Here is a 22,828-nt window from a genome sequence, read left to right on the forward strand (position 1 = left end):
ACTTCGCTTCGCGAAGCCACCCTCTCCCGCAACGGAGAGGGGAAGAGCCGTTGTTCACAACTTCGTCGCCGCCCGTGAGAGCAGCTTCCAGTCGTCGCCCTGCTTCTGCCAGTTCATCAGGATGTGAAGGTTGGTCGGCACTTTTTTCCCATCAGCCGCCATCTCTTGTTCCGCCACCCAGTGGAAGCGCACGATCGCGGCGGGGCCGACGACCTTGATGGTCGGGTCCTTGTACTCGATCGACAGGAATTTGGATTTGCCGTCGGTGGCGTTGGCGATGAAGGTCGCCTTGTCCTCGACCTTGCCGCTGGAATGGCTGTAGCTCACCTCTTCGGCGCAGAGTGCGCCGAGCGCCTTGGGATCGGCCGCGATCTGGGCGAGACGGAACGCCTCGACCTTCTTCGCCACGGCTTCCTCGTCGGCCGAGGCCGCCAGCACCGGTGTCGTGAGCGCTGAAACTGCAAGAGTGGAGACGGCAAGAGCTGGGACGGCAAGAGTCGAGAGAGCGAGATCGCGTCGGTTGATCGTCATCGTTTCCTCCTTTTTGGTCTTGCATGGAGTGTTGCAGTCGCACGCGACTTTGTCGAGGGTCGCGTATTGGTCATGCACGTGCGTCATTGCGCGATTGACGCTGTATTGATACGGCTTTCGTATTGATGCGTCATATATTCGGGAAAGTACGGACATGATCGAGGCTATCGGCAGGGCGTTGCTGTTCGACATCGACGGTACGCTCGCCAACACCGATCCGCTGCACTTGAAGGCGTTCAATCTGGTGCTCGGCCCTCGCGGCCACGTCTTCGATCACGCGCGCTTCTCCAGAGAGCTGCAAGGCTTCGCGAATGTATCGATCGGCGAGCGTTTTCTGCCCGACGAGGCGCCCGAACGGCGTGCCTTGATCCTCGATGAGAAGGAGGAAGTCTTCCGCACGCTTGTTGCCGGGCAGATCGAGCCGCTGCCGGGCCTGATGGCGCTGCTCGACAGGGCGGATGCGGCCGGTATTCCCATGGTTGCCGTGACCAATGCCCCGCGGCTCAATGCGGAGCTGCTGCTGTCCGGCCTCGGCATCACGCACCGCTTCAAGGCGCTCGTGATCGGTGCCGAGCTGTTGCACGGCAAGCCGCATCCGCTGCCTTATCAGGAAGGGTTGCGCTTTGCCGGCGCCAGCGCCATGGCCTCGATCGCGTTCGAGGACTCCCGCACCGGCGTGCAATCGGCCGCAGCGGCCGGCATTCCGACCATCGGTATCCGGACCAGCCTCAGCCATGCTGATCTCGTCGCCGCCGGGGCCATCGCCTCCGCCAGCGCCTTCGACGATCCGGAGCTGCTGGCGCGTCTCGCCGCCGCAATGGCGTGGTGAGGACCTTGGTCCGTTAACCGTGATCGGCGCGCGCATTGACCGAGCGCGCGAACCGCCGCACCATGCAGCTTCCTGACTTGAGGCCATCGCCGTGACCGGACTGACCCATCGCCAAGCCGAAATCCTCAACATCGCGCGAGCCTCGGGCCGCGTCATGGTCGAGGAGCTGGCGCGCCGGTTCGAGGTCTCGGCGCAGACCATCCGCAAGGATCTCAACGACCTCTGTGAGCGGCGCTCGCTGACCCGCATTCATGGCGGCGCCATCATCGCATCCGGCGTCGAAAACCTCGCCTACGAGGCGCGGCGCTTCGTCGCCGCCGACGAGAAGAAGGCGATTGGAGCCGCGGCCGCCTCGCTGATCCCGAACGGCTGCTCGCTCTTCATCAACATCGGCACCACGACCGAGGAGGTCGCGAGCGCGCTGACCTCGCACGAGGACCTCCTCGTTATCACCAACAATCTGAACGTCGCCATGCTGCTCTATCGTCATCCCCGCATCGAGGTGGTGGTCGCCGGCGGCACGGTGCGGCGCGCCGACGGCGCGGTGGTCGGCTCGACCGCGACGCAGCTGATCGGCCAGTTCAAGGTCGACTATGCCATCATCGGAGCGTCCGCGATCGACGAGGAGGGCGCGCTGCTCGACTTCGACTATCGCGAGGTGCAGGTGGCGCAGGCCATCATCGCCAACGCCCGCAGCGTCATGCTGGTCGCTGATTCCACCAAGCTCCGGCGCAGCGCGCCGGTCCGCATCGCGCATATCAGCCAGATCCAGACCTTCGTCACCGACCAGGAATTGCCAGAGCGCCTCGCCACCATCTGCCACGGCAAGGGCATCGAGGTGATGGCCGCGATGCCGAAGGGGGCGGACGTCGATGAGGCTCAGGCCGAGGCACAAGAAGCGCCCGAGGCCGCGCCGGTGGTGCGGCTGAGGTAGGACTATGGGTTGTCCCACGGGTTCAGCAGCGGCACGCCGAATACCGCAAAATCCTTCACATTGCGCGTGACGAGCATGAGGTTGTTTGCCAGCGCGGTCGCGGCAAAGAAGCCGTCCATGACAGACAATGCGAGACCGCTTCTGCGACTCTGAGCCATCAGGTCACCCCAGCGTTCCGCGACCGCGTGGTCGATCGGCAGTGTGCGCCCGGCAAAACGCTCCGGCAGATCGCGGGCAAGCCAGGCGGCCAGTGCTGCACGGCGACGGCCGTCCTCCAGCAACGCGATGCCGCGACGAAGCTCGGCGATCGATGCCGCGCTGATGAACGCACGATCCTCGTCGATCGTATCAAGCCATGACAAGACTTTCGGCGAAGGGGCGGGCCTCTGGACCTCCGACAACACGTTGGTGTCGAGCAGTAGATTCACGGCAGCTCGTCGTGCGGCGCGTCGTGAACGCGTTCAAGCTCGAGGTCGCCGCTGCGCAGCGGCGAAGCCAGCAGGAATTCGGCCAAGGTACCTTTGCGCGCCGTCTTGCGCGCCCATTCCTCGACGGAAACGATCACCGCGTTGGGCTTGCCGTGTCGGGTGATGATTTGCGGGCCGGCTTGGGCACGATCGATCACCTCGGAGAGCCGGGCCTTGGCGTTGGCAAGCGTCCACGAGTCCGTCGCTGGTGAATCTGGTGCAGTGTGTTCCGTCATGCAAACAACGACCAATATGACTATTCTTACTAATAAGGGTCATCGACGACTTTTCAAGAGCAATAATGCCGCTCAAATCCCTCCTGAACTGCCTATTTCGCCCCCCGTGTGCCCGCTTAAAAGTTCCGCTTTCACTTCGTTTCTCTCCTCTTTCATCTTGCTTTCGTTTTCTGGTGTGATCTAATCAAAAGCGAAAGTAACCGCTCGATTGAACGGGCGGTCGCCGGGGGATGCGTCTGTTGGATCGTATTTTCGACCTCGCCATTATCGGAGGCGGTGTTAACGGCTGCGGCATCGCGCGCGACGCGGTGGGCCGCGGCAACACGGTTTTCCTGTGCGAAATGAACGATCTGGCGAGCGGGACGTCGTCCTGGTCGACCAAGCTGGTGCATGGCGGCCTGCGCTATCTCGAATATTACGAGTTCCGGCTGGTTCGCGAGGCGCTGATCGAGCGCGAGATTCTCTGGGGCATCGCGCCGCACATCATTCGCCCCCTGCGTTTCGTTTTGCCGCACCATGCGGGCCTGCGGCCAGCCTGGCTGCTGCGCCTCGGCCTCTTTCTCTATGACCACATCGGTGGCCGTCATCTGTTGCCGGCGACGCGCTCGGTTGACCTCCGACGCGACGAGGTCGGCCGCCCGCTGATCCCGAACCGCTACGGCCGCGCGTTCGAATATTCCGACTGCTTCGTCGACGACGCCCGTCTCGTCGTGCTCAACGCACGCGATGCCGCCGACAAGGGCGCCGAGATCCGCACCCGCACTCGCGCGACGGATATCAAACAGTCAGACGGCATCTGGACCGTCAGCATGATCGACACGCTGACAGGCGCGCGCTCGTCGATCCAGGCCCGTGCGGTTGTCAATGCCGGCGGGCCCTGGGTCGAGGATGTGCTCGGCCGCGGCGCCGGCGTCAACGCGAAAGCCAAGGTGCGCCTGGTGCAGGGCTCGCACATCGTCGTGAAAAAACTCTACGACCACGACCGCGCCTACATGTTCCAGAATGCAGATGGCCGCATCATCTTCGTCATTCCCTATCAGGACGATTTTACGCTGATCGGCACCACCGACCGCGACTATGACGGCGATCCCGCCAAGGTGAAGGCGACGGCCGAAGAGATCCAGTATCTCTGCACGGCGGCGAGCGAATATCTGGCCAAGCCTGTCACGCCCGATGACGTGGTTTGGACCTACTCCGGCGTACGTCCGCTCTATGACGACGGGGCCAGCGAAGCCAAGGCCGCGACGCGCGACTATGTGTTCGAACTCGACACGCCCGGCGGCGTGCCGCTGCTGTCGATCTATGGCGGCAAGATCACGACCTATCGCCGTCTCGCCGAGGAGGCGCTGGAGCGGCTCGCGCCCTATCTTCGCAGTGCGAAAGCACGCGAAGGCTGGACCGGCAAATGGCCGCTGCCCGGCGGCGACATGGGCGTGTCCGATGTCGACGGCCTGATCGCCGAGCTTCAGCGCGGCTATCCTTTCCTCAGCCACGAGCATGCGCGGCGCCTGGCGCGCGCCTATGGCACGAGGGCGATCAAGCTGCTTGGGGATGCGAAATCGGCGGTCGATCTCGGCCAGGCCTTCGGTGCGACGCTGACCGAGCGCGAAGTCCGCTATCTCATCGCCAACGAATGGGCCGTCACCGCCGAAGATATCGTCTGGCGCCGTTCCAAGCTCGGCCTGCGACTAAGTGCCGACGAGATCGCGGCGCTGGACGACTGGATCAGGACCCACGCCGTGCAGCAAAGTCCCCTGCTGGAAGCCGGAGGACGCTCATGACGGTGACACTCGATCACGTGACCCGGACTGTCGACGGGGTCCCACACATCCGCGACGTCTCGCTGACGCTCGAGAGCGGCACGCTCAACGTGCTGCTCGGGCCGACGCTGTCGGGCAAGACCTCGATCATGCGGCTGCTCGCTGGCCTGGACAAACCGACATCGGGCAAGCTGCTGGTCAACGGCAAGGACGTCACCGGGGTCGACGTGCGCCAGCGCTCGGTCGCCATGGTCTATCAGCAGTTCATCAACTACCCCTCGCTGTCGGTCTACGAGAACATCGCTTCGCCTTTGCGCGTGCAGGGCAAGCCGCGCGCCGAAATCGAGGCGCGCGTTGCGGAAGCCGCCCGGCTGCTCCGGCTCGAGCCGTTCCTGAAGCGCACGCCGCTCCAGCTTTCCGGCGGCCAGCAGCAGCGAACTGCGATGGCGCGCGCGCTGGTGAAGGGCGCCGACCTCGTGCTGCTCGACGAGCCGCTCGCCAATCTCGACTACAAGCTGCGCGAGGAACTGCGCACCGAGCTGCCGCGCATCTTCGAGGCCTCCGGCGCGATCTTCGTCTATGCCACCACCGAGCCGACCGAGGCGCTGCTGCTCGGCGGCAACACGGTGTGCATGTGGCAGGGAGAGGCGCTCCAGATCGGCGAGACTCCAAAGGTCTACCGTCATCCGCAGACCTTGCGGGTCGCGCAGGTGTTCTCCGATCCGCCGCTGAATCTCGTCGGCATCGAGAAGAAGAACGGTTCCGTGCAATATGCGGGCGGCATTGCCGCGCCGGCGTCCGGTCTCTATTCCTCGCTCGCGGACGGCGCCTATCGCGTCGGATTTCGCGCCCATCAGCTCGCACTTGCCAATGGCGAGACTGACCGCCACGCCTTCCATGCGACGGTAACGGTGACCGAGATCACCGGTTCGGAGAGTTTCGTGCATCTGACCCGCGACGGATCGAACTGGGTGGCGGTGCTGCACGGCGTGCACGAATTCGAGCCCGGCCAGACGCTCGATGCCGTGCTCGATCCCAACGACGTGTTCGTTTTCGATGCTGCCGACCGGCTGGTCGCGGCACCCGGTCCCATAGCGTTTTCAAGCGAAGTGCCGAGCGGTTCGCGTGAAGAAAACGCGTCAAAGAAAAAAGCCTGAGGGGGATGCGACATGGCCCGCATTGACCTCGTCGATCTCGCCCACTCCTACGGCGGCAATGATGCCCCGCAGGACAGCTTTGCTCTCAAGCCTGTCACCATGACCTGGCGGCAGGGCGGCGCCTATGCGCTGCTCGGGCCGTCCGGCTGCGGCAAGACCACGCTGCTCAACCTCATCTCCGGCATCATCACGCCGTCGCGGGGGAAAATCCTGTTCGACGGCGAGGACATCACACCGCTGTCAACCCAGAAGCGCAACATCGCCCAGGTGTTCCAGTTTCCGGTGATCTACGACACCATGACGGTGGGGCAAAATTTGGCGTTCCCTCTGAAGAACCGCGGCGTGCCGAAGGCTGAGATCGACAAGCGGGTCGCCGAGATCGGCCGCTTGCTCGACCTCGAGCCCTATCTGAACCGCAAGGCGACGCGGCTCACGGCCGATGCCAAGCAGAAGATCTCGCTCGGCCGCGGCCTGGTACGCTCCGACGTTGCCGCCGTGCTGTTCGACGAGCCGCTCACCGTGATCGACCCCGAGCTGAAATGGCAGCTCCGCTCCAAGTTGAAGGCGCTGCATCGCGAGCTCGACCTGACGATGATCTACGTCACCCACGACCAGACCGAGGCGCTGACCTTCGCCGACACCGTGGTGGTCATGCATGACGGCCGCGTGGTGCAGAGCGGCACGCCGGCCGAGTTGTTCGACAAGCCGGCGCACACGTTCGTCGGCTATTTCATCGGCTCGCCCGGCATGAACATCCTGCCGGCCGAGGTGAGGGGCCGTGAGGCCAAGATCGGCGGTCATGTGATCGCGCTCAACCGCAGCTACGACAAGCTGCCTGCTGGCGCGAAGATCGAGATCGGCGTCCGTCCGGAATTCGTTGAGGCCGTCGCGCCGGCGCCCGGCCTGCTCAGTGCGAAGATCGAACGCGTCGACGACCTCGGCCGCATCCGCTTCGCGCGCGCGCGGCTCGGTGACGCCAAGCTCGCGGCGCGCGCGCCGGCCGGCTTCACCAGCCCGGACGGCACGGCCGGCCTGAAATTCGATCCGTCGCACGTCCACGTCTATGCCGACAGCCTTCTGGTGGAGGGAGCCGCCTGATGGACAAGACTATCAACCAAAAAGCCTGGTTCCTGGTGCTGCCGGTGTTCCTGGTCGTCGCCTTCTCGGCAGTGCTGCCGTTGATGACGGTGGTGAACTATTCGATGCAGGACACCTTCGGCAACAACCAGTTCTTCTGGAACGGTGTCGGCTGGTTCAAGGAATTGCTCGATCCTTCGACCGACCTCGGCGGCCGCTTCCTGGCTTCGCTCGGCCGCAATCTGTTCTTCTCGCTGGTGATCCTCGCGATCGAGGTGCCGCTCGGCATCGTCGTCGCGCTCTCGATGCCGCGCCAGGGCTGGACGGTTGCGGCCTGCCTCGTCATCCTCGCGTTGCCGCTGCTGATCCCGTGGAACGTGGTCGGCACGATCTGGCAGATCTTTGGCCGTCCCGACATCGGCCTGCTCGGCTATGTCCTCAATGCGACCGGCATCGATTATAATTACGTCTCCAACGACATCGACGCCTGGGTCACGGTCATCGTGATGGACGTCTGGCACTGGACCAGCCTGGTCGCGCTGCTGTGCTATGCCGGACTTAAGTCGATCCCGGAGGCTTATTACCAGGCGGCGCAGATCGATGGCGCCTCGCGTTGGGCCGTGTTCAAGGCGATCCAGCTGCCGAAGATGAACCGCGTGCTGCTGATCGCGGTGCTGCTGCGCTTCATGGACAGTTTCATGATCTACACCGAACCGTTCGTGGTGACTGGTGGGGGGCCCGGCAATTCGACGACTTTCGTGTCGATCGAGCTGGTCAAGATCGCGCTCGGCCAGTTCGACCTCGGCAAGGCCGCCGCGCTGTCGCTGGTCTACAACCTCATCATCCTGATCGTCTGCTGGATCTTCTACACCGTCATGACCAACGCCGGCAGCGATCGGAAGCCGCAGGAAGGAGCCGTGTGATGCACTCGATCCCCGGCCGTCGCCTCATCATGGCGCTGTTTTTGATCTTCCTGCTGTTGCCGATCTACTGGCTCGTCAACATGAGCTTCAAGACCAACGCCGAGATCGTCTCGACGATGACGCTGTGGCCGCACGCGCCGACGCTCCAGCACTACAAGCGCATCTTCACCGATGAGAGCTGGTATTCCGGCTATATCAACTCGTTGGAATATGTCGTCCTCAACACCATCATCTCGATCTCGGTGGCGCTGCCGGCGGCCTACGCGTTCTCGCGCTACCGTTTCCTCGGCGACAAGCATCTGTTCTTCTGGCTGCTCTCGAACCGCATGGCGCCGGCCGCGGTCTATGCCCTGCCGTTCTTCAATCTCTATTCGGCGATCGGGCTGTTCGATACGCCCTGGGCGGTCGCGCTCGCGCACTGCATCTTCAACGTCCCGCTGGCGGTGTGGATCCTGGAAGGCTTCGTCTCCGGCGTGCCGCGCGAGATCGACGAGACCGCCTTCCTCGACGGCTATTCCTTCCCGCGCTTCTTCATCAAGATCCTGGTGCCGCTGATTGCGAGCGGCATCGGCGTCGCCGCCTTCTTCTGCTTCATGTTCTCCTGGGTCGAGCTGCTGCTCGCGCGCACGCTGACCTCGGTCTCGGCCAAGCCGATCGCGGCGATCATGACGCGCACGGTGTCGGCTGCGGGCATGGACTGGGGCCTGCTGGCGGCAGCCGGCGTGCTGACGATCATCCCGGGCGCACTCGTGATCTGGTTCGTCCGCAATTATATCGCGAGCGGTTTCGCGCTCGGTCGGGTCTAGGGAGGCATCAAATGGAATGGATTGCATGGATGGCCTGGACGCCGCCGACGGCGATCTTTTTTGTCGCGCTCGCCTGCACGCTGGCTGTGATGACCTGGCTCGGGGTGGCTTATCCCGAAGCCGAGCGCGTCGGCGTGCTGCGCATCCCGACCACGCGCGGCGACCGCCTGTTCATCTCCCTGATCACGGCGGCGGTCATCCACTTGCTGTGGATCGCCTTCGCCGGCACCGACCCCCTCGCCACGCTGCCGATCGGCGAGGACGGAGTTGAAATTTCGCGCCTTTGGATCGCATCAGGAATTTCGCTGGCCACGGCCGTACTCATTTTCCGCACGGTCTAGCCCGCGAAGGAACGGCCAGATCCGGGACCAACCCGGGCCTGTAAAAAGTTTGTCGCTGCAACGGAGGAATAACATGCGGCAGTTTAGGAGAAGGGAACGTCCATTGACCAAGAATAGCTTTCTGACGATGTCCAGCGTCGCCGCCATCGTCGCGGTGTCGCTGGCCGTCTCGGCGCCGGTGCGCGCCGCCGACGACGCCGCGATCCAGAAGTGGATCGCGGAATTCCAGCCCTCGACGCTGTCGAAGGAAGACCAGAAGAAGGAGCTGGAGTGGTTCGCCAAGGCCGCCGAGCCCTTCAAGGGAATGGAGATCAACGTGGTCTCCGAAACCATCACGACCCACGAATATGAGTCGCAGACGCTGGCCAAGGCGTTCTCCGAGCTCACCGGCATCAAGCTCAAGCACGACATCATCCAGGAAGGTGACGTCGTCGAGAAGCTGCAGACCCAGATGCAGTCCGGCAAGAACGTGTACGACGGCTGGATCAACGATTCCGATCTGATCGGCACCCACTTCCGCTACGGCCAGACCATCGCGCTGTCGGACTATATGACCGGCGAGGGCAAGGACGTCACCGACCCCATGCTCGACGTCAACGACTTCATCGGCAAGTCGTTCGGCACGGCGCCGGACGGCAAGCTCTATCAGCTGCCCGACCAGCAGTTCGCGAACCTTTACTGGTTCCGCTACGACTGGTTCACCAACGCCGACTACAAGGCCAAGTTCAAGGCCAAGTATGGCTACGAGCTCGGCGTGCCCGTGAACTGGTCAGCCTACGAAGACATCGCCGAGTTCTTCACCAACGACATCAAGGAGATCAACGGCGTCAAGGTCTATGGCCATATGGACTATGGCAAGAAGGACCCGTCGCTCGGCTGGCGTTTCACCGACGCCTGGCTGTCGATGGCCGGTAACGGCGACAAGGGCATCCCGAACGGTCTGCCGGTCGACGAATGGGGCATCCGCATGGAAGGCTGCCGTCCGGTCGGCTCCTCGGTCGAGCGTGGCGGCGACACCAACGGTCCGGCCGCGGTCTACTCGATCACCAAGTACCTCGAGTGGATGAAGAAGTATGCTCCGCCGCAGGCCCAGGGCATGACCTTCTCCGAGTCGGGTCCGGTGCCGGCGCAGGGCAACATCGCCCAGCAGATGTTCTGGTACACCGCCTTCACCGCCGACATGGTGAAGCCGGGCATCGCCGTGATGAACGCGGACGGTACGCCGAAGTGGCGTATGGCTCCGTCGCCGCACGGTTCGTACTGGAAGGAAGGCATGAAGCTCGGCTACCAGGATGCGGGTTCGGCGACGCTGCTCAAATCGACTCCCCCGGATCGCCGCAAGGCGGCCTGGCTCTATCTCCAGTTCATCGTCTCCAAGACGGTGTCGCTGAAGAAGAGCCATGTCGGTCTCACGTTCATCCGTGAATCCGACATCTGGGACAAGTCGTTCACCGAGCGTGCGCCGAAGCTCGGCGGCCTGATCGAGTTCTACCGCTCGCCCGCGCGCGTGCAGTGGACCCCGACCGGCAACAACGTGCCCGACTATCCGAAGCTGGCGCAGCTGTGGTGGCAGAACATCGGCGATGCGTCGTCCGGTGCCAAGACGCCGCAGGCCGCGATGGACTCGCTTGCCGCGGCCCAGGACTCCGTCATGGAGCGTCTGGAGAAGTCGGGCGTGCAGGGCGCCTGCGGTCCGAAGCTGCACAAGAAGGAGTCGGCCGAGTTCTGGTTCGCCAAGGCCCAGAAGGACGGCACGATTGCCCCGCAGCGCAAGCTCGCCAACGAGAAGCCGAAGGGTGAGACGGTCGACTACGACACTCTGATCAAGTCGTGGCCGGCACAGCCCCCGAAGCGCGCTTCGCTGCAGTAAGGCACATCAGCATAACGACGAAAGGCCGGGAGCAATCCCGGCCTTTTTTCTTTTTATTGTCGTGGATTTTGCTTCCACACGTCATTGCGAGCGAAGCGAAGCAATCCAGAGTCTTTCCACGGAGGTAGTCTGGATTGCTTCGTCGCTTCGCTCCTCGCAATGACGGAGGATGGAGCGACAACGACGCCTTATTCCGCCGGCTCAGCCGCCAGCGTCGGATAGTCCGTGTATCCCTTCGCGCCGCCGCCGTAGAACGTGTTCTTGTCCCAGTCGTTCAGCGCCGCGCCCTGCTTCAGCCGCTCGACCAGATCGGGATTGGAGATGAACGGCTTGCCGAAGGCGATGAGATCGGCCGCGTTCGCCTCGAGCACCTTGGCAGCGAGGTCGAAATCATAGCCGTTGTTGGCGATGTAGGCGCCGGGGAAGCGCTTGCGCAGGCCCGCATAGTCGAACGGCGCGATGTCGCGCGAACCGCCGGTGGCGCCTTCGACGACATGGAGATAGACGAGCTTGAGCGCGGCGAGGCCGTCGACGATATGGTCGTACAAGGCTTGCGGGTTCGAATCCGAGATGTCGTTGGCCGGCGTCACCGGCGAGATGCGGATGCCGGTGCGATCAGCGCCGGCCTCGGCGACGACGGCCCTGGAGACCTCGAGCATCAGCCGCGCGCGGTTCTCGATCGAGCCGCCATAGGCGTCGGTACGCTTGTTGGTGCCGTCCTTGGCGAATTGCTCGAGCAGATAGCCGTTGGCGCCGTGGATCTCGACGCCATCGAAGCCGGCTTCGAGCGCATTCTTCGTGGCGCGCCTGAAATCGTCGATGATGCCTGGAATTTCGGAGAGCTCGAGCGCACGGGGCTCGGAGACGTCGGCGAAAGTGCCGTTGACGAAAGTCTTGCCCTTGGCGCGGATCGCGCTCGGCGCCACCGGGGCTGCGCCATTGGCCTGAAGGTCGACATGCGAGATGCGGCCGACATGCCAGAGCTGGATGAAGACCTTGCCGCCGCGCTGATGCACCTGATCGGTGACCGTGCGCCAGCCGGCGACCTGGTCCTTTGAGTAGATGCCGGGGGTGTCCTGGTAGCCTTGGCCCTGCTGTGAGACCTGGCTCGCTTCGGTAATCAGAAGCCCCGCCGAGGCACGCTGGGCGTAATAGTCAGCGGCGAGCGCGCCCGGTACGAAGGTGCCGGGAACGGCGCGGTTGCGCGTCAGCGGCGCCATCACGAAACGGTTCGCCAGCGTGATCGGGCCGAGCTTGTAGGTCTCAAACAATTTGGTCGAACGGCTCATGAGAATGCTTCCAGGCGGTGAGAGATCCGGAACACTTGTGCATTGCGGCAATCAGCGCAAGGGAGGAGCCATACAGAAACTGCAGGCGAGATGCGCAGCCGAGCCGCGCAGCATAAAGCATGTGCAATTTCAGCCGCAGCAGCAGATTGGATCTCCCGCCGCGGCCGTCTGAATAATCGCCTTTCAGTTCGCGCCGAGGAAATCGCGCTTGCCGATCTCGACGCCGGCGTGGCGCAGAAGGCCGTGGGCGGTTGCGGCGTGGAAATAGAAGTTCGGCAGCGAGAACGCGCTCAGGAATTGCTGGCCCTTCATGGTGATGGACTTGTCGGGGCCGGCCGGGAAGGTGACGTCCTTGGTGTCGGCGCCCTCGAACTGCTCGGGCTTGAACGATTTCACGTAGTCGATGGTCTTCGCCAGGCGCTGCTTCAACTCCGCAAAGCTGGTCTCGGTGTCCGGTGTGGAGGGCACGTCGCTATGGGTCAGCCGGGCGCAACCTTTGGCTGCGAAATCGCTGACCAGCTGGATCTGCTTCGAGAGCGGCAGCATGTCCGGAAACAGGCGGGAGCCCAGCAGGACGCTGGGGTCGACCTTCTTGGCCGCACAATGCGCTTCGGCTTTCGTGAGCAGGCCGATCAGGCTGTTCAACATTTGCAAATAGGCAGGAACGACGGCGTCGTGGAAGGACATGTGATGCTCGCTTCAAAAGTGGGAAATCTCAGGAGAAACCTGAGCTACTCACATGGGAACGTCATGGAAAAATACAATCGCCGGAGGGGCTTGTGCAGTGCGAAAATTCTACCGAGCGGGCTGTGGTGCTATCGGCGTCATACCCTCGTGTCATCGCCCGGTTGACCGGGCGATCCAGTACTCCGAGCAGCTGTGATTGAAGGCCGCAGCGTACTGGATGCCCCGCTTTCGCGGGGCATGACAGCGATCCTGGTGCTTACCGGATCGTCCCCACTGGCTGCGCCTGTGCCGTGCCCCCACGCATGCGAGCGAGCAGTTCGGCCGAAGGCCAGGAATCGGCCGGCAGACCGTATTTGATCTGCATCGCCTTCACCGCGGCGCGGCTTTGCTGGCCCAGCACGCCGTCGACCTTGCCGACATTGAAGCCAGCCTGGACCAGAAGCTGCTGCAATTGCTTGAGCTCGTTGAATGGCAGCTGCGCGACCGGTGTGGACGGCTTTCGCATCGGAGCCGCGCCCGCGATGCGGGTGGCGAGATAGCCCGCGGTGGTCGAATAGATCAGCGAGTTATTCCACTCGGTGTAGGCCGCGAAATTCGGGTATGCCATGAAGGCCGGACCGAAGCGTCCCATCGGCAGCAGCACGGAGGCCGCGAGATTGTCGTTCGGCAGCGGCCGGCCGTCGGGATAGGTAACCCCGAGCTGCGCCCATTTTGAGCGCGGCAGCTGCACCGTGAGGTCGGTCTGATCCCACGGCAGGTTCTGCGGCACCTTGATCTCCTCCAGCCACGGCTCGCCGCGCCGCCACTTCAAGCCGTTGGCGATGTAGTTCGCGGTCGAGCCGATCACGTCGTCCTCGCTGCGGAGGAGATCGCGTCGGCCGTCGCCGTCATAGTCGACGGCATAGTTGACGTAATGCACGGGCAGGAACTGGGTCTGACCGAGCTCGCCGGCCCAGGAGCCGACCATCTCGTCCGGTTGCAGGTCGCCCCGGTCGATGATCTTCAGCGCGGCGATGGTCTCGTTCACGAACATCTCCGAGCGGCGGCAATCATAGGCCAGCGACACCAGCGATTTCAGTGTCGGCAGATTACCCATGTTGACGCCGAAATCGCTCTCCAGTCCCCAGAACGCGGCGATCACTGCCGGCGGCACACCGTATTCCTTTTCCGCGCGTGCGAACGCGGCCGCATGTTGCTTGATATGTTGCTGGCCGTTCTGCATGCGATAGGGCGCGGCCATGCGGCCGGCAAATTCGGTGAAGAGCTGGCCGAACACGCGCTGGCCGCGGTCGCGATTGACGATGCCCTGGTCGTAGACGAGGTAAGGGGAGGCCGCCGCGATCGTCCGCTGCGACACGCCGGCGGCAACGGCCTGCTGTTTCACGTCGACCAGGAAGCGATCGAAGTTCGCCCCGTTATGGCACGACGCCGCGCGCGGCGAGGGCCCAGTGGCCCTGGGAGCCGCGGGCTTTGCCGGCGGCGGCGCGAACTGGGCAGAGGCGGGAAGGGCGAGCGTGAGCAGGGCGGCGGCCGCGATCGCAAATCGGGTCTGGAGCATGAGGTTTCCGCAAGGGGAGGAGACGCTTGGATTCTCGGCCAAGCTTAATGGAACGATTGACCTCAAACCAGTGCCGCGGCTCCGCGACGCACCTTGAAACCTTGCGGGCGGGCCGGGGTCATCCCTACCTCATGCTCGCCGGCCCGCAACGCCTCCAGCGGCTACGGCCGGCCTCGGGAGACGGCCATGAATTATCTTCGTACCGCAATGCTGCTCGCAGGCCTCACCGCCCTGTTCATGGGCGTCGGCTATCTGATCGGCGGTGCCGGCGGCGCCATGATTGCGCTCGTCATTGCCGCGGCGACCAATCTCTTCACCTACTGGAACTCCGACCGGATGGTGCTGTCCATGTATGGCGCCCATGAGGTCGACCGCAGCAGCGCACCGGAGCTGGTCGGGCTCGTGGCCGAGCTAGCGGCCCGCGCCGGCTTGCCGATGCCGCGCGTGTTCCTGATGGACGAGCCGCAGCCCAACGCGTTTGCCACCGGGCGCAATCCCGAGAATGCCGCGGTTGCGGTCACCACCGGGTTGATGCACCAGCTCAGCCGCGAGGAGCTTGCGGGCGTGATCGCGCACGAGCTCGCTCATATCAAGCACCACGACACGCTGCTGATGACTGTGACCGCGACCATTGCCGGTGCGATCTCGATGCTGGCGCAGTTCGGCATGTTCTTCGGCGGCAACCGCGACAACAACGGCCCGGGCATCGTCGGCTCGATCCTGATGATGATCCTCGCCCCGATCGGCGCCATGCTGGTGCAGATGGCGATCAGCCGCACCCGCGAATACGCCGCGGACAATCTCGGCGCACGCATCGCCGGTCAGCCGATGTGGCTGGCATCGGCGCTGGTGAAGATCGAAAGCGCGGCGCATCAGGTCCCGAATTTCGAGGCGGAACGAAATCCAGCCACCGCGCACATGTTCATCATCAATCCGCTGTCGGGCCACGGCGTGGACAATCTGTTTGCCACCCATCCCTCGACGCAAAATCGCATCGCGGCGCTTCAGCAGCTCGCAGCCGAGCTTGGTGCGCAGGCGTCGCCGTCGGTCGGCGCCAATGAGAACTATCCGCCGCGGAGCCCCTGGGGCCGCTCCTCCTCGCGCGGGCCTTGGGGCTGACGCAGCAGCGGCTCTAATTTGCACGCTTTGTGACCTGTCGCACACAGGACGGTCCCGGCCGGTGTTAACACCCTGCCGTGACAGTTCCTGCGAAAGGGGATGCGTGGCCGGCCCTCTGCCTGCCACCGTCGAAGATGACCAAAGCTGCAGTACCATTGTTGATCGTCGTGGGCGTGCTGATTGGCCTGTCCACGCACACCGTCGTCAATTGCGGAGACGAGGACGAGCCCGACATCTGTTCGGCGGTGATCGGCTTCTCGCCGCTGCGCGGCTCGCTGATCGCGTTCGCCTATGAGGGGCGCGGACGGATCGCGTTGCGCCACGGCGACTGGCGGCGGGCGATCGCGGATTTCGACGAGGCCATCCATCTCAATCCCAACCGTGCCTCGCTCTATCGCGATCGGGCGCTGGCGCGCCGGCAGAACGGCGACCTCGAACTTGCCATCGAGGATTACGACGAGGCGATCGCGCATGATCCCAGGCACGCCGCGCCCTATCACCAGCGCGGTCTCGCGCTCGCGGCCGCCGGCGATCTCGATCGCGCGATCCTGAGCTACAACACCGCGGTCCGCCTCGACCCCTCCGATGCGCAGCCTCGGCTCGATCGCGGCCTCGCCTTCCTGGCGCGTGGCCAGGCGAATGAAGCGCGCGCCGATTTCGAAGCCGCGCTGGCGCTGCCCGCCGGCAAGGATGCCCGCACCCGCGACGCGGCACGCGCAAAACTCGCTGAACTCGCGAGCGCCGAGCCGACCCGGCTCGCCGCGCCAGGGCGGTAGAGATATCTAGAGCTGCGTGCGCCGCTGCAACCCTCTCCCCTTGTGGGAGAGGGTGGCTCGCCGCGAAGCGGCGAGACGGGTGAGGGGTATCTCTCCGCGCGTGAGTCTGCTGCAGTTGAATTCGCGGAAACCACCCCTCGTCCGGCGCTTCACGCCACCTTCTCCCACAAGGGGAGAAGGAAGAAAGTGCGCTCCTACTTCTTGGTTTTGGCCTTCTTCGCCTTCTTCACCGGCTTTTCCTTGGGCGCCTTCTTCTCCACCTTCACCGCGACCGGTGTGCTGGCGGCGATCCGCATCGACCGCGCGTAGCTGTCGGCGACGTTGTCGGCGGACATCTGCAGGCGCTTGGCGGCGGCAACGGCCTGCTCCATGGTGGCCTTGGCCATCATCTTGAAGCGGTCGCCGGTCTCCTTGCCCTTGGCCTTGGCCGCAAGGCCGTTGAATCGATCCCGGCGCTCCTTGGCGCGGGTCATCAGGCCCGTATGCAGCTGTCTGGCCAGTTGCCGGATCACGACATCCAGGTCGGCGTCCGCCATGTTGTTCTATCCTCTTCGAAAACGGTATCGATGCGGGCGGGACTATGCAGATCGGGCCCCACCTTGGCAATTCCCGGCCGCGCGTCATCCGCAGCTTCCGGTGACCAAAACAAAAAAGCCGCGCTGTGCGCGCGGCTCTCTGCCTTGGTTTTGCGCTGTCTGTCTTACTTCAGCGAGGCGACCGGGCCGCTCGCAGCTGCCGGATCGGGGTCGAAGCCGAACACCCCCACCAGATACTTGTAATAGTCCGGCAACTTCTCCTTGAGCGCCTCGCGCGACTTCGGGTCGTGGAATTCGCTCTTCCCGGCCAGGAAGATGCTGGCGGTCACCGCAAAGAATTCCATGTGATTCTTCAGCGCATAGGACTCCTTGGCAGGAGATCCTTGGACTTGGCGTAAGCGTAATAGCCGATCACGCCTTTGTTGGCGTAGCCGTCCGGCAACAGCCGCGCATGGTAGGCGTGCAGGAGCTCGTGCAGCAGCACCGCTTCCTTTTCGTAACGCATCATATCCGGCCGCAGCATGATCACGCCGAGGCCGGAATCGACCGCGAGGTCGACGGCGTTCGGATTGCTCCAGCGCTGCTTGTTGGGGTCCCAGACCGTCAGCGTGCGGGGAGCGGTGCGCTGGATGTCAGGCGTGACCCGGCCGTAGCACGCGGTCGCGGCGCCTTCGTCGAGGCAGGCCAGCTCGCTGGCGATGATCGGGACGGTGCGGAAGAAGCGCAGCACGCGCGGCGAGAGGCCGGCAGCCTCGACCACGTCGATCTGGCTCTTCACATTGTCGGTGAGCTTGTCGACATCCTTGCGGTCGGAATTCTCCGACAGGTCGAACATGTAGCCGCGGTAGCTCTGGAAGCCCGGCGGTAACGCCTGCGCTGCGCCGGAGGACGGATCCAGCGGTCCGGCATGGGATGGATTGGCAAAGAGCGCGCCGACAATGGTCGCGGTCAGCAGCAACGCAATGCGCATGATGAACCCCCTGATGTCACTTCACGCGGCAGAATAAGCCGCCGTTGTTTGCGAAAAGTGAGTGGGGCGAGACTAAGGCAGCGATGTTGAGGCGTGCTTAATCGATCGTTGCGGATCGCGGAACTGAATTAGCGCCGAGTTAACCAAGCGTGGATTGCCCGCGCGCTTCGGCGTAGCATGCGGTCCGGGCACCAAGCCCTCAAACCAGATAGCCGGAAGCGAGGATGCCATGTATGCCGCCATCCGTCAGGCCAAGGCAAAAAGCGGGAGCGCCGAAGAGCTGGCGCGCCGTATCAAGGAAGGCGCCGTTCCGATCATCAGCGACGTCGACGGCTTCCGCGCCTATTACGTCGTCTATGCCGGTGACGACACGGTCACGGCGATTTCGATCTTCGACAAATTCGAGCAGGCGGAGGAGGCGAACAGGCGTGCGATCGCCTGGATCGAGAAGGATCTGGGCGCGCTGCTTGCAGGCGACGCCCGCGCCGCCGCCGGGCCGGTGATCGTGCATACGCTGGCGTAGGGATTGGGTGCAGCCGCACATTCAACTGTCATCGCCCGGCTTGACCGGGCGTCCAGTACTCCGAGACGGCAGGGATTGAACCGATAGGCCGCGGCGTACTGGATGCCCCGCCTTCGCGGGGCATGACAGCGGTGTGCTTTACAGCTCCCTCGCATTCGAGAATGCAAAGCTCGACACCCGCCGCGTCGTCTCGTCCAGGATCAGGGTGCGCGTGATCGGCGGCTCGGCGCGCTGGGCGCAGTTTTCGCGCTCGCAGAGACGGCAGTTGACGCCGATCGGCGTGCCCTCCGTTTTCTCCAGATCGATGCCGGCAGCGTAGACGAGGCGCGCGGCGTGACGGATCTCGCAGCCGAGGCCAATGGCGAAGCGCGGCTGTGGCAGCGGGTGCGGCGCGACGGGGCGGCGCACCATCTGCGCGATCGAGAAATAGCGCGTGCCGTCCGGCAGCTCGATCACCTGCTTCAGCAGGCGGTCAGGCGTGTCGAAGGTCGAGTGCACGTTCCACAACGGACACGTGCCGCCGAATTTCGAGAACGGGAACGTGCCCGACGAAAATCGCTTCGAGACATTGCCTGCATTGTCGACGCGCAAGAGGAAGAACGGGATGCCGCGCGCGTTCGGCCGCTGCAGGGTGGTGAGCCGATGGCAGACCTGCTCGAAGCCGGAATTGAAGCGCTGCGCCAGCAGATGGATGTCGTAGTTCAACGCTTCTGCCGCGGCCAGGAAGGCCGGGTAGGGCATCATCACCGCGGCCGCAAAGTAGTTGCCGAGCGTGATCCGGAATAGGCGGCGCGGTGTGTCGTCGAGCGCGCCGGCGCGGCCGATGATGGTCTCCAGATGCTGCGCGCATTCAACGAGGCCGAGCTGAAAGGCGAGCTGGAACGCGCGGCCGGGCGGGTCGACCAGTTCGGAGATCAGGAGCTGGCGCCGATGGCGGTCGAAGCGCCTCAGCGTCTCGCGCATCACGTCCACCGGCATGATGCGGGTCTGGATCGAATGCTTTTCGCGCAGCCGTGCCGCCAGTGCCGCATAAAGCTCTTCGGCCGGCACGTTCAGTCCGTCGCGCAGAGTCTCCGCGGCCTGCTCGAGTTCCGGAAAGTAGTTGCGGTTGGCCTCGATCAGCTCGCGGACGCGCTCGACCGGATTGGCCTCATAGCGGGTGCCGACGTCGCGGTCGGCCATTTGCGCCGCGGCCAGCGTCTCGCCCTGGCGGGCCTCGGTATAGGCGGCATAGAGCCGTTGCAGCGCATGGGTGACGCCGGGGCAAAGCTCGGCCAGATCGCGCAGTTCCTGCTTGGGAACGTCGATCTGGCGGAACAGCGGGTCGGAGAAGATCTCGTTGAGTTCGGCGAAGAAGCGGTCCTCGTCGGCGGTCGCGAGGTCGCGCAGGTCGAGGTCGTAGGTTTCGGCCAGCCGTAGCAGGATCTGCGCAGTCACCGGACGCTGGTTGCGCTCGATCAAGTTGACATAGCTCGGCGAGATCCCGAGCCCCTCGGCGATCTGAGTCTGCGACAGCCCCAATTGCTGCCGGATCCGCCGGAAGCGCGGGCCGACGAAGAGCTTCTTACCGGATCCGGCGGGCATTCTCAGGTCTCCAAAGTCGTAAGGCAGTCTTACTGACCTATATTCTTTACAAGTTTTACAAAGTGACATTTATTACAATCACCTATGTTACATGACATCACCATTCAAATACAAGACTACTATACGAGCTAGGCTTTCTCGCGTTTAGCTTCTGACACGCATCTCGCAATGCATTGTCAAGAATGTCGATGGCGGTGCCATCGTCGTGAAAGGATCAGGCACATGAATTACCAGCCCCGCGGCATCAGCACCTTCCAGGCCCCTGCCTCGTATCAGAGTGAGGTCGAGGCGGCCCGGTCGCTCCTTGAGACCCAGCCGACCTGGAACGGGGTGTCGGCCGAGGCCGTCGCCCGCATGCGCCTGCAGAATCGCTTCAAGACCGGCCTCGACGTCGCTCGCTACACCGCGGCGCTGATGCGGGCCGACATGGCCGCCTACGACGGCGACCCCACCAAGTACACGCAGTCGTTGGGCTGCTGGCACGGCTTCATCGCCCAGCAGAAGCTGATCTCGGTCAAGAAGCACTTTGGCAAGACCGATCGCACCTATCTGTACCTGTCCGGCTGGATGATCGCGGCGCTGCGCTCCGAGTTCGGCCCGCTGCCGGACCAGTCGATGCACGAGAAGACCTCGGTGCCGGCGCTGATCGAAGAGCTCTACACCTTCCTGCGTCAGGCCGATTCGCGCGAGCTGAACGATATCTTCCGCAACCTCGATAAGGCCCGCAAGGAAGGCGACAAGACCAGAGAGAAGGAGCTGATCGAGAAGATCGATAACTTCCAGACCCATGTCGTGCCCGTCATCGCCGACATCGACGCCGGCTTCGGCAATGCGGAGGCCACCTATCTGCTCGCCAAGAAGATGATCGAGGCGGGTGCCTGCGCGCTCCAGATCGAGAACCAGGTCTCGGACGAAAAGCAGTGCGGCCACCAGGACGGCAAGGTCACCGTGCCGCACGAGGTGTTCCTGGCCAAGATCCGGGCCTGCCGTCACGCCTTCCTCGAACTCGGCGTTGAAGACGGCATCGTCGTGACCCGCACCGACTCGCTCGGTGCCGGCCTGACCCAGCAGATCGCGGTCAGCCACAAGCCCGGCGACCTCGGCGACCAGTACAACAGCTTCCTGGATTGCGAGGAAGTGACCGCGGAGAACGCCCGCAACGGCGACGTCATCATCAACCGTAACGGCAAGATGATGCGTCCGAAGCGCCTGCCCTCCAATCTCTATCAGTTCCGCCCGGGCACCGGCGAAGACCGCTGCGTGCTGGATTGCATCACCTCGCTGCAGAACGGCGCCGACCTGCTCTGGATCGAAACCGAGAAGCCGCATATCGAGCAGATCGCCAAGATGGTCGACCGGATCCGCAAGGTGGTTCCGAACGCGAAGCTGGCCTACAACAACTCGCCCTCGTTCAACTGGACCCTCAACTTCCGTTGGCAGGTCTACGACGCCATGAAGGAAGCCGGGAAGGACGTCAGCAAGTACAATCGTGCCGAGCTGATGAAGCCGGAATACGACGATACGCCGCTGGGGAAGGAAGCCGACGAGCGCATCCGTACCTTCCAGGCGGATTCGGCCAAGCGTGCCGGCATCTTCCACCACCTGATCACGTTGCCGACCTATCACACGGCGGCGCTATCGACGGACAATCTGGCGAAGGAATATTTCGGCGACCAGGGAATGCTCGGCTATGTCAAGAACGTCCAGCGCGCCGAGATCCGTCAGGGTATCGCCTGCGCCAAGCATCAGAACATGGCCGGCTCCGACATCGGCGACGACCACAAGGAATACTTCGCCGGCGAGGCTGCCCTGAAGGCGGGCGGTGCCCACAACACGATGAACCAGTTCGGCTAACGCATCACGCTAATCGACAGGAGACGACAATGACCAACAGCAATTTCTGGGTGATCGGCGGCGAGTTCGGTTCGATGAACTTCCACAAGCTCGTGGAAGGTTCGGCCCAGGTGCAGGGTCCGTTCAAGACCCGCAAGGAGGCCGAGGACGCCTGGCGCTCGGTCTCGGAAGAGAACCGCCACAAGGCGGGCGTCCGCTTCTCGATCGTGGAAGAGCCGTCGCGGGTCTCGGCGTGACAATCTGAACTTGCATGCCAATCTGAATAAGAAGACGTCCAAGGACGGAGGGTCCCATCCGGCGCAAGCCGGGTGGGACCGTCTGTTTTTGGCACAGGTGAAAGATTTGTGGGCGTCGTAAGTCACTGGAATTGTAGGCCCTTTGCGGACACTTTGGTTGCTGATAGGTTAATCCCGCCAAGTGAGGACGAGGCCGCCAATGTCAGAGCCCGAGACCAGCGGGATCCATCCCAGCCAGCCGCGCCCGGTGCGGCTGCGCGATGCGCTGTTGCGCGCGCGGATCGAGGCCGCCGACCGGACCGGCGTCGTCGTCGATTTGCGCGATGCCGAGGTGGCGCGGCTCGAGATCCTCAACGATTCGCTCGATCCCCTGTTCGCGCAGGTGCCCGATCAGATCGACCTGTTCGACCGTGGCATCAGCCAGGGCGACACGCCCAGGCTCTGGATCGACGTCGTCGCGCATATCTTGATGGGGCGTGACAAGCGAATGTACCGCTTCGTGCAGGACACCCGCTTCGGCCGCATCGTGCTCGCCGAATCGCACGACACCGCTGTCATCGTCGAGGCCGTGACTGATTATGTCGCCCGCCGCATGATCGAACGCGAGCATGCGATGGTGGTCCCGCCCGAGCCGAAGCCCGAGCTAGCGCCGCCGCGGCGCCGCTCGCGCGTGTGGCCGTTCGTGTTCGGATTTGTGCTCGGCGCCGCCGCGCTGTTCGGTGTTGCCGTGCTCGCGGCGCTGCGGAGCTGGTGAGACGTTCGCCG

The 22,828-nt window shown here is 63.8% G+C and carries 23 protein-coding genes and 1 pseudogene; 15 read left to right on the top strand and 9 right to left on the bottom strand.

The genetic code is table 11. The features are described 5' to 3' along the window. Positions 1 to 54: 54 nt before the first annotated feature. Complete coding sequence (locus IVB19_RS08840) at positions 55 to 531, bottom strand: nuclear transport factor 2 family protein (protein WP_026232853.1); 477 nt, start codon at positions 529 to 531, stop codon at positions 55 to 57. A 154-nt stretch (positions 532 to 685) separates the two neighbouring features. On the opposite strand from IVB19_RS08840, the gene IVB19_RS08845 reads away from it, so the two are divergent. Together IVB19_RS08845 and IVB19_RS08850 are read left to right on the top strand one after the other, a co-directional pair. Then, on the top strand, positions 686 to 1,360 hold the full coding sequence (locus IVB19_RS08845) for an HAD family hydrolase (protein ID WP_018454987.1): 675 nt from the start codon (positions 686 to 688) through the stop codon (positions 1,358 to 1,360). Between the two features lie 91 nt (positions 1,361 to 1,451). Then, positions 1,452 to 2,294 (top strand): DeoR/GlpR family DNA-binding transcription regulator, encoded by an 843-nt coding sequence (locus tag IVB19_RS08850; protein WP_018454986.1) that lies wholly within the window; start codon positions 1,452 to 1,454, stop codon positions 2,292 to 2,294. A gap of 2 nt (positions 2,295 to 2,296) precedes the next feature. Here the strand turns inward: IVB19_RS08850 and IVB19_RS08855 are convergent, their stop codons facing one another. Continuing rightward, positions 2,297 to 2,722 (bottom strand): type II toxin-antitoxin system VapC family toxin, encoded by a 426-nt coding sequence (locus IVB19_RS08855; RefSeq protein WP_018454985.1) that lies wholly within the window; start codon positions 2,720 to 2,722, stop codon positions 2,297 to 2,299. After that, positions 2,719 to 2,997 (bottom strand): type II toxin-antitoxin system Phd/YefM family antitoxin, encoded by a 279-nt coding sequence (locus IVB19_RS08860; protein ID WP_018454984.1) that lies wholly within the window; start codon positions 2,995 to 2,997, stop codon positions 2,719 to 2,721. The genes IVB19_RS08855 and IVB19_RS08860 overlap by 4 nt, the downstream gene beginning before the upstream one ends. A gap of 230 nt (positions 2,998 to 3,227) precedes the next feature. Here IVB19_RS08860 and glpD point away from each other — a divergent pair, with 230 nt between their 5' ends. The 7 genes from glpD (at position 3,228) to IVB19_RS08895 (ending at position 10,931) form a co-directional block, all read left to right on the top strand. After that, positions 3,228 to 4,778, top strand: coding sequence for a glycerol-3-phosphate dehydrogenase (gene glpD, locus IVB19_RS08865; protein ID WP_085361305.1), 1,551 nt, complete (start codon positions 3,228 to 3,230; stop codon positions 4,776 to 4,778). After that, positions 4,775 to 5,914 (top strand): ABC transporter ATP-binding protein, encoded by a 1,140-nt coding sequence (locus tag IVB19_RS08870; protein ID WP_018454982.1) that lies wholly within the window; start codon positions 4,775 to 4,777, stop codon positions 5,912 to 5,914. The genes glpD and IVB19_RS08870 overlap by 4 nt, the downstream gene beginning before the upstream one ends. A gap of 12 nt (positions 5,915 to 5,926) precedes the next feature. Further along, positions 5,927 to 7,012, top strand: a complete 1,086-nt coding sequence (locus tag IVB19_RS08875; RefSeq protein WP_247821329.1) for an ABC transporter ATP-binding protein — start codon at positions 5,927 to 5,929, stop codon at positions 7,010 to 7,012. Next, on the top strand, positions 7,012 to 7,914 hold the full coding sequence (locus IVB19_RS08880) for a carbohydrate ABC transporter permease (protein ID WP_018454980.1): 903 nt from the start codon (positions 7,012 to 7,014) through the stop codon (positions 7,912 to 7,914). Before IVB19_RS08875 ends, IVB19_RS08880 begins: the two co-directional genes overlap by 1 nt. Further along, the gene (locus IVB19_RS08885) at positions 7,914 to 8,720 is read left to right on the top strand and encodes a carbohydrate ABC transporter permease (protein WP_018454979.1); all 807 of its coding nucleotides are present in this window, start codon (positions 7,914 to 7,916) and stop codon (positions 8,718 to 8,720) included. The genes IVB19_RS08880 and IVB19_RS08885 overlap by 1 nt, the downstream gene beginning before the upstream one ends. 11 nt (positions 8,721 to 8,731) lie before the next feature. Beyond that, positions 8,732 to 9,061 (top strand): DUF2160 domain-containing protein, encoded by a 330-nt coding sequence (locus IVB19_RS08890; RefSeq protein ID WP_018454978.1) that lies wholly within the window; start codon positions 8,732 to 8,734, stop codon positions 9,059 to 9,061. A 127-nt stretch (positions 9,062 to 9,188) separates the two neighbouring features. Beyond that, positions 9,189 to 10,931 (top strand): ABC transporter substrate-binding protein, encoded by a 1,743-nt coding sequence (locus IVB19_RS08895; RefSeq protein WP_039799251.1) that lies wholly within the window; start codon positions 9,189 to 9,191, stop codon positions 10,929 to 10,931. Positions 10,932 to 11,119: 188 nt separating this feature from the next. On the opposite strand, the gene IVB19_RS08900 is transcribed toward IVB19_RS08895, so the two are convergent. The 3 genes from IVB19_RS08900 to IVB19_RS08910 form a co-directional block, all read right to left on the bottom strand. Next, a complete protein-coding gene (locus IVB19_RS08900) occupies positions 11,120 to 12,220 on the bottom strand; it encodes an alkene reductase (RefSeq protein WP_018454976.1) in 1,101 nt (366 codons plus the stop codon). Between the two features lie 183 nt (positions 12,221 to 12,403). Further along, positions 12,404 to 12,907, bottom strand: coding sequence for a DUF1993 domain-containing protein (locus tag IVB19_RS08905; RefSeq protein ID WP_018454975.1), 504 nt, complete (start codon positions 12,905 to 12,907; stop codon positions 12,404 to 12,406). Positions 12,908 to 13,163: 256 nt separating this feature from the next. Beyond that, on the bottom strand, positions 13,164 to 14,465 hold the full coding sequence (locus tag IVB19_RS08910; RefSeq protein ID WP_247366961.1) for a lytic murein transglycosylase: 1,302 nt from the start codon (positions 14,463 to 14,465) through the stop codon (positions 13,164 to 13,166). Between the two features lie 186 nt (positions 14,466 to 14,651). Between IVB19_RS08910 and htpX the strand changes: the two genes are divergently transcribed. Both htpX and IVB19_RS08920 read left to right on the top strand, forming a co-directional pair. Next, positions 14,652 to 15,584: a zinc metalloprotease HtpX gene (htpX, locus tag IVB19_RS08915; RefSeq protein WP_026232852.1), complete on the top strand. Its 933-nt coding sequence runs from the start codon at positions 14,652 to 14,654 to the stop codon at positions 15,582 to 15,584. Between the two features lie 134 nt (positions 15,585 to 15,718). After that, positions 15,719 to 16,360: a tetratricopeptide repeat protein gene (locus tag IVB19_RS08920; RefSeq protein ID WP_026232851.1), complete on the top strand. Its 642-nt coding sequence runs from the start codon at positions 15,719 to 15,721 to the stop codon at positions 16,358 to 16,360. Positions 16,361 to 16,554: 194 nt separating this feature from the next. Here the strand turns inward: IVB19_RS08920 and IVB19_RS08925 are convergent, their stop codons facing one another. After that, positions 16,555 to 16,896, bottom strand: coding sequence for a hypothetical protein (locus IVB19_RS08925; RefSeq protein WP_018454971.1), 342 nt, complete (start codon positions 16,894 to 16,896; stop codon positions 16,555 to 16,557). Positions 16,897 to 17,060: 164 nt separating this feature from the next. Next, positions 17,061 to 17,866, bottom strand: a pseudogene (locus IVB19_RS08935) (hypothetical protein). A 229-nt stretch (positions 17,867 to 18,095) separates the two neighbouring features. Between IVB19_RS08935 and IVB19_RS08940 the strand changes: the two are divergent. Next, on the top strand, positions 18,096 to 18,389 hold the full coding sequence (locus IVB19_RS08940; RefSeq protein ID WP_007607017.1) for an antibiotic biosynthesis monooxygenase: 294 nt from the start codon (positions 18,096 to 18,098) through the stop codon (positions 18,387 to 18,389). A gap of 138 nt (positions 18,390 to 18,527) precedes the next feature. Here the strand turns inward: IVB19_RS08940 and IVB19_RS08945 are convergent, their stop codons facing one another. Further along, positions 18,528 to 19,973, bottom strand: coding sequence for a helix-turn-helix domain-containing protein (locus tag IVB19_RS08945; protein WP_018454969.1), 1,446 nt, complete (start codon positions 19,971 to 19,973; stop codon positions 18,528 to 18,530). 222 nt (positions 19,974 to 20,195) lie between these two features. Between IVB19_RS08945 and IVB19_RS08950 the strand changes: the two genes are divergently transcribed. The 3 genes from IVB19_RS08950 to IVB19_RS08960 all read left to right on the top strand — a co-directional run bounded on the left by IVB19_RS08950 (position 20,196) and on the right by IVB19_RS08960 (position 22,817). Then, positions 20,196 to 21,827 (top strand): isocitrate lyase, encoded by a 1,632-nt coding sequence (locus IVB19_RS08950; RefSeq protein ID WP_018454968.1) that lies wholly within the window; start codon positions 20,196 to 20,198, stop codon positions 21,825 to 21,827. Between the two features lie 29 nt (positions 21,828 to 21,856). Continuing rightward, the gene (locus IVB19_RS08955) at positions 21,857 to 22,063 is read left to right on the top strand and encodes a DUF4170 domain-containing protein (protein ID WP_007595122.1); all 207 of its coding nucleotides are present in this window, start codon (positions 21,857 to 21,859) and stop codon (positions 22,061 to 22,063) included. Between the two features lie 199 nt (positions 22,064 to 22,262). Further along, a complete protein-coding gene (locus IVB19_RS08960; RefSeq protein WP_018454967.1) occupies positions 22,263 to 22,817 on the top strand; it encodes a hypothetical protein in 555 nt (184 codons plus the stop codon). Positions 22,818 to 22,828: the final 11 nt, after the last annotated feature.

Origin of the sequence: Bradyrhizobium sp. 187 (assembly GCF_023101005.1) — a bacterium.
GTDB classification, from domain to species: Bacteria; Pseudomonadota; Alphaproteobacteria; order Rhizobiales; family Xanthobacteraceae; genus Bradyrhizobium; species Bradyrhizobium canariense_D.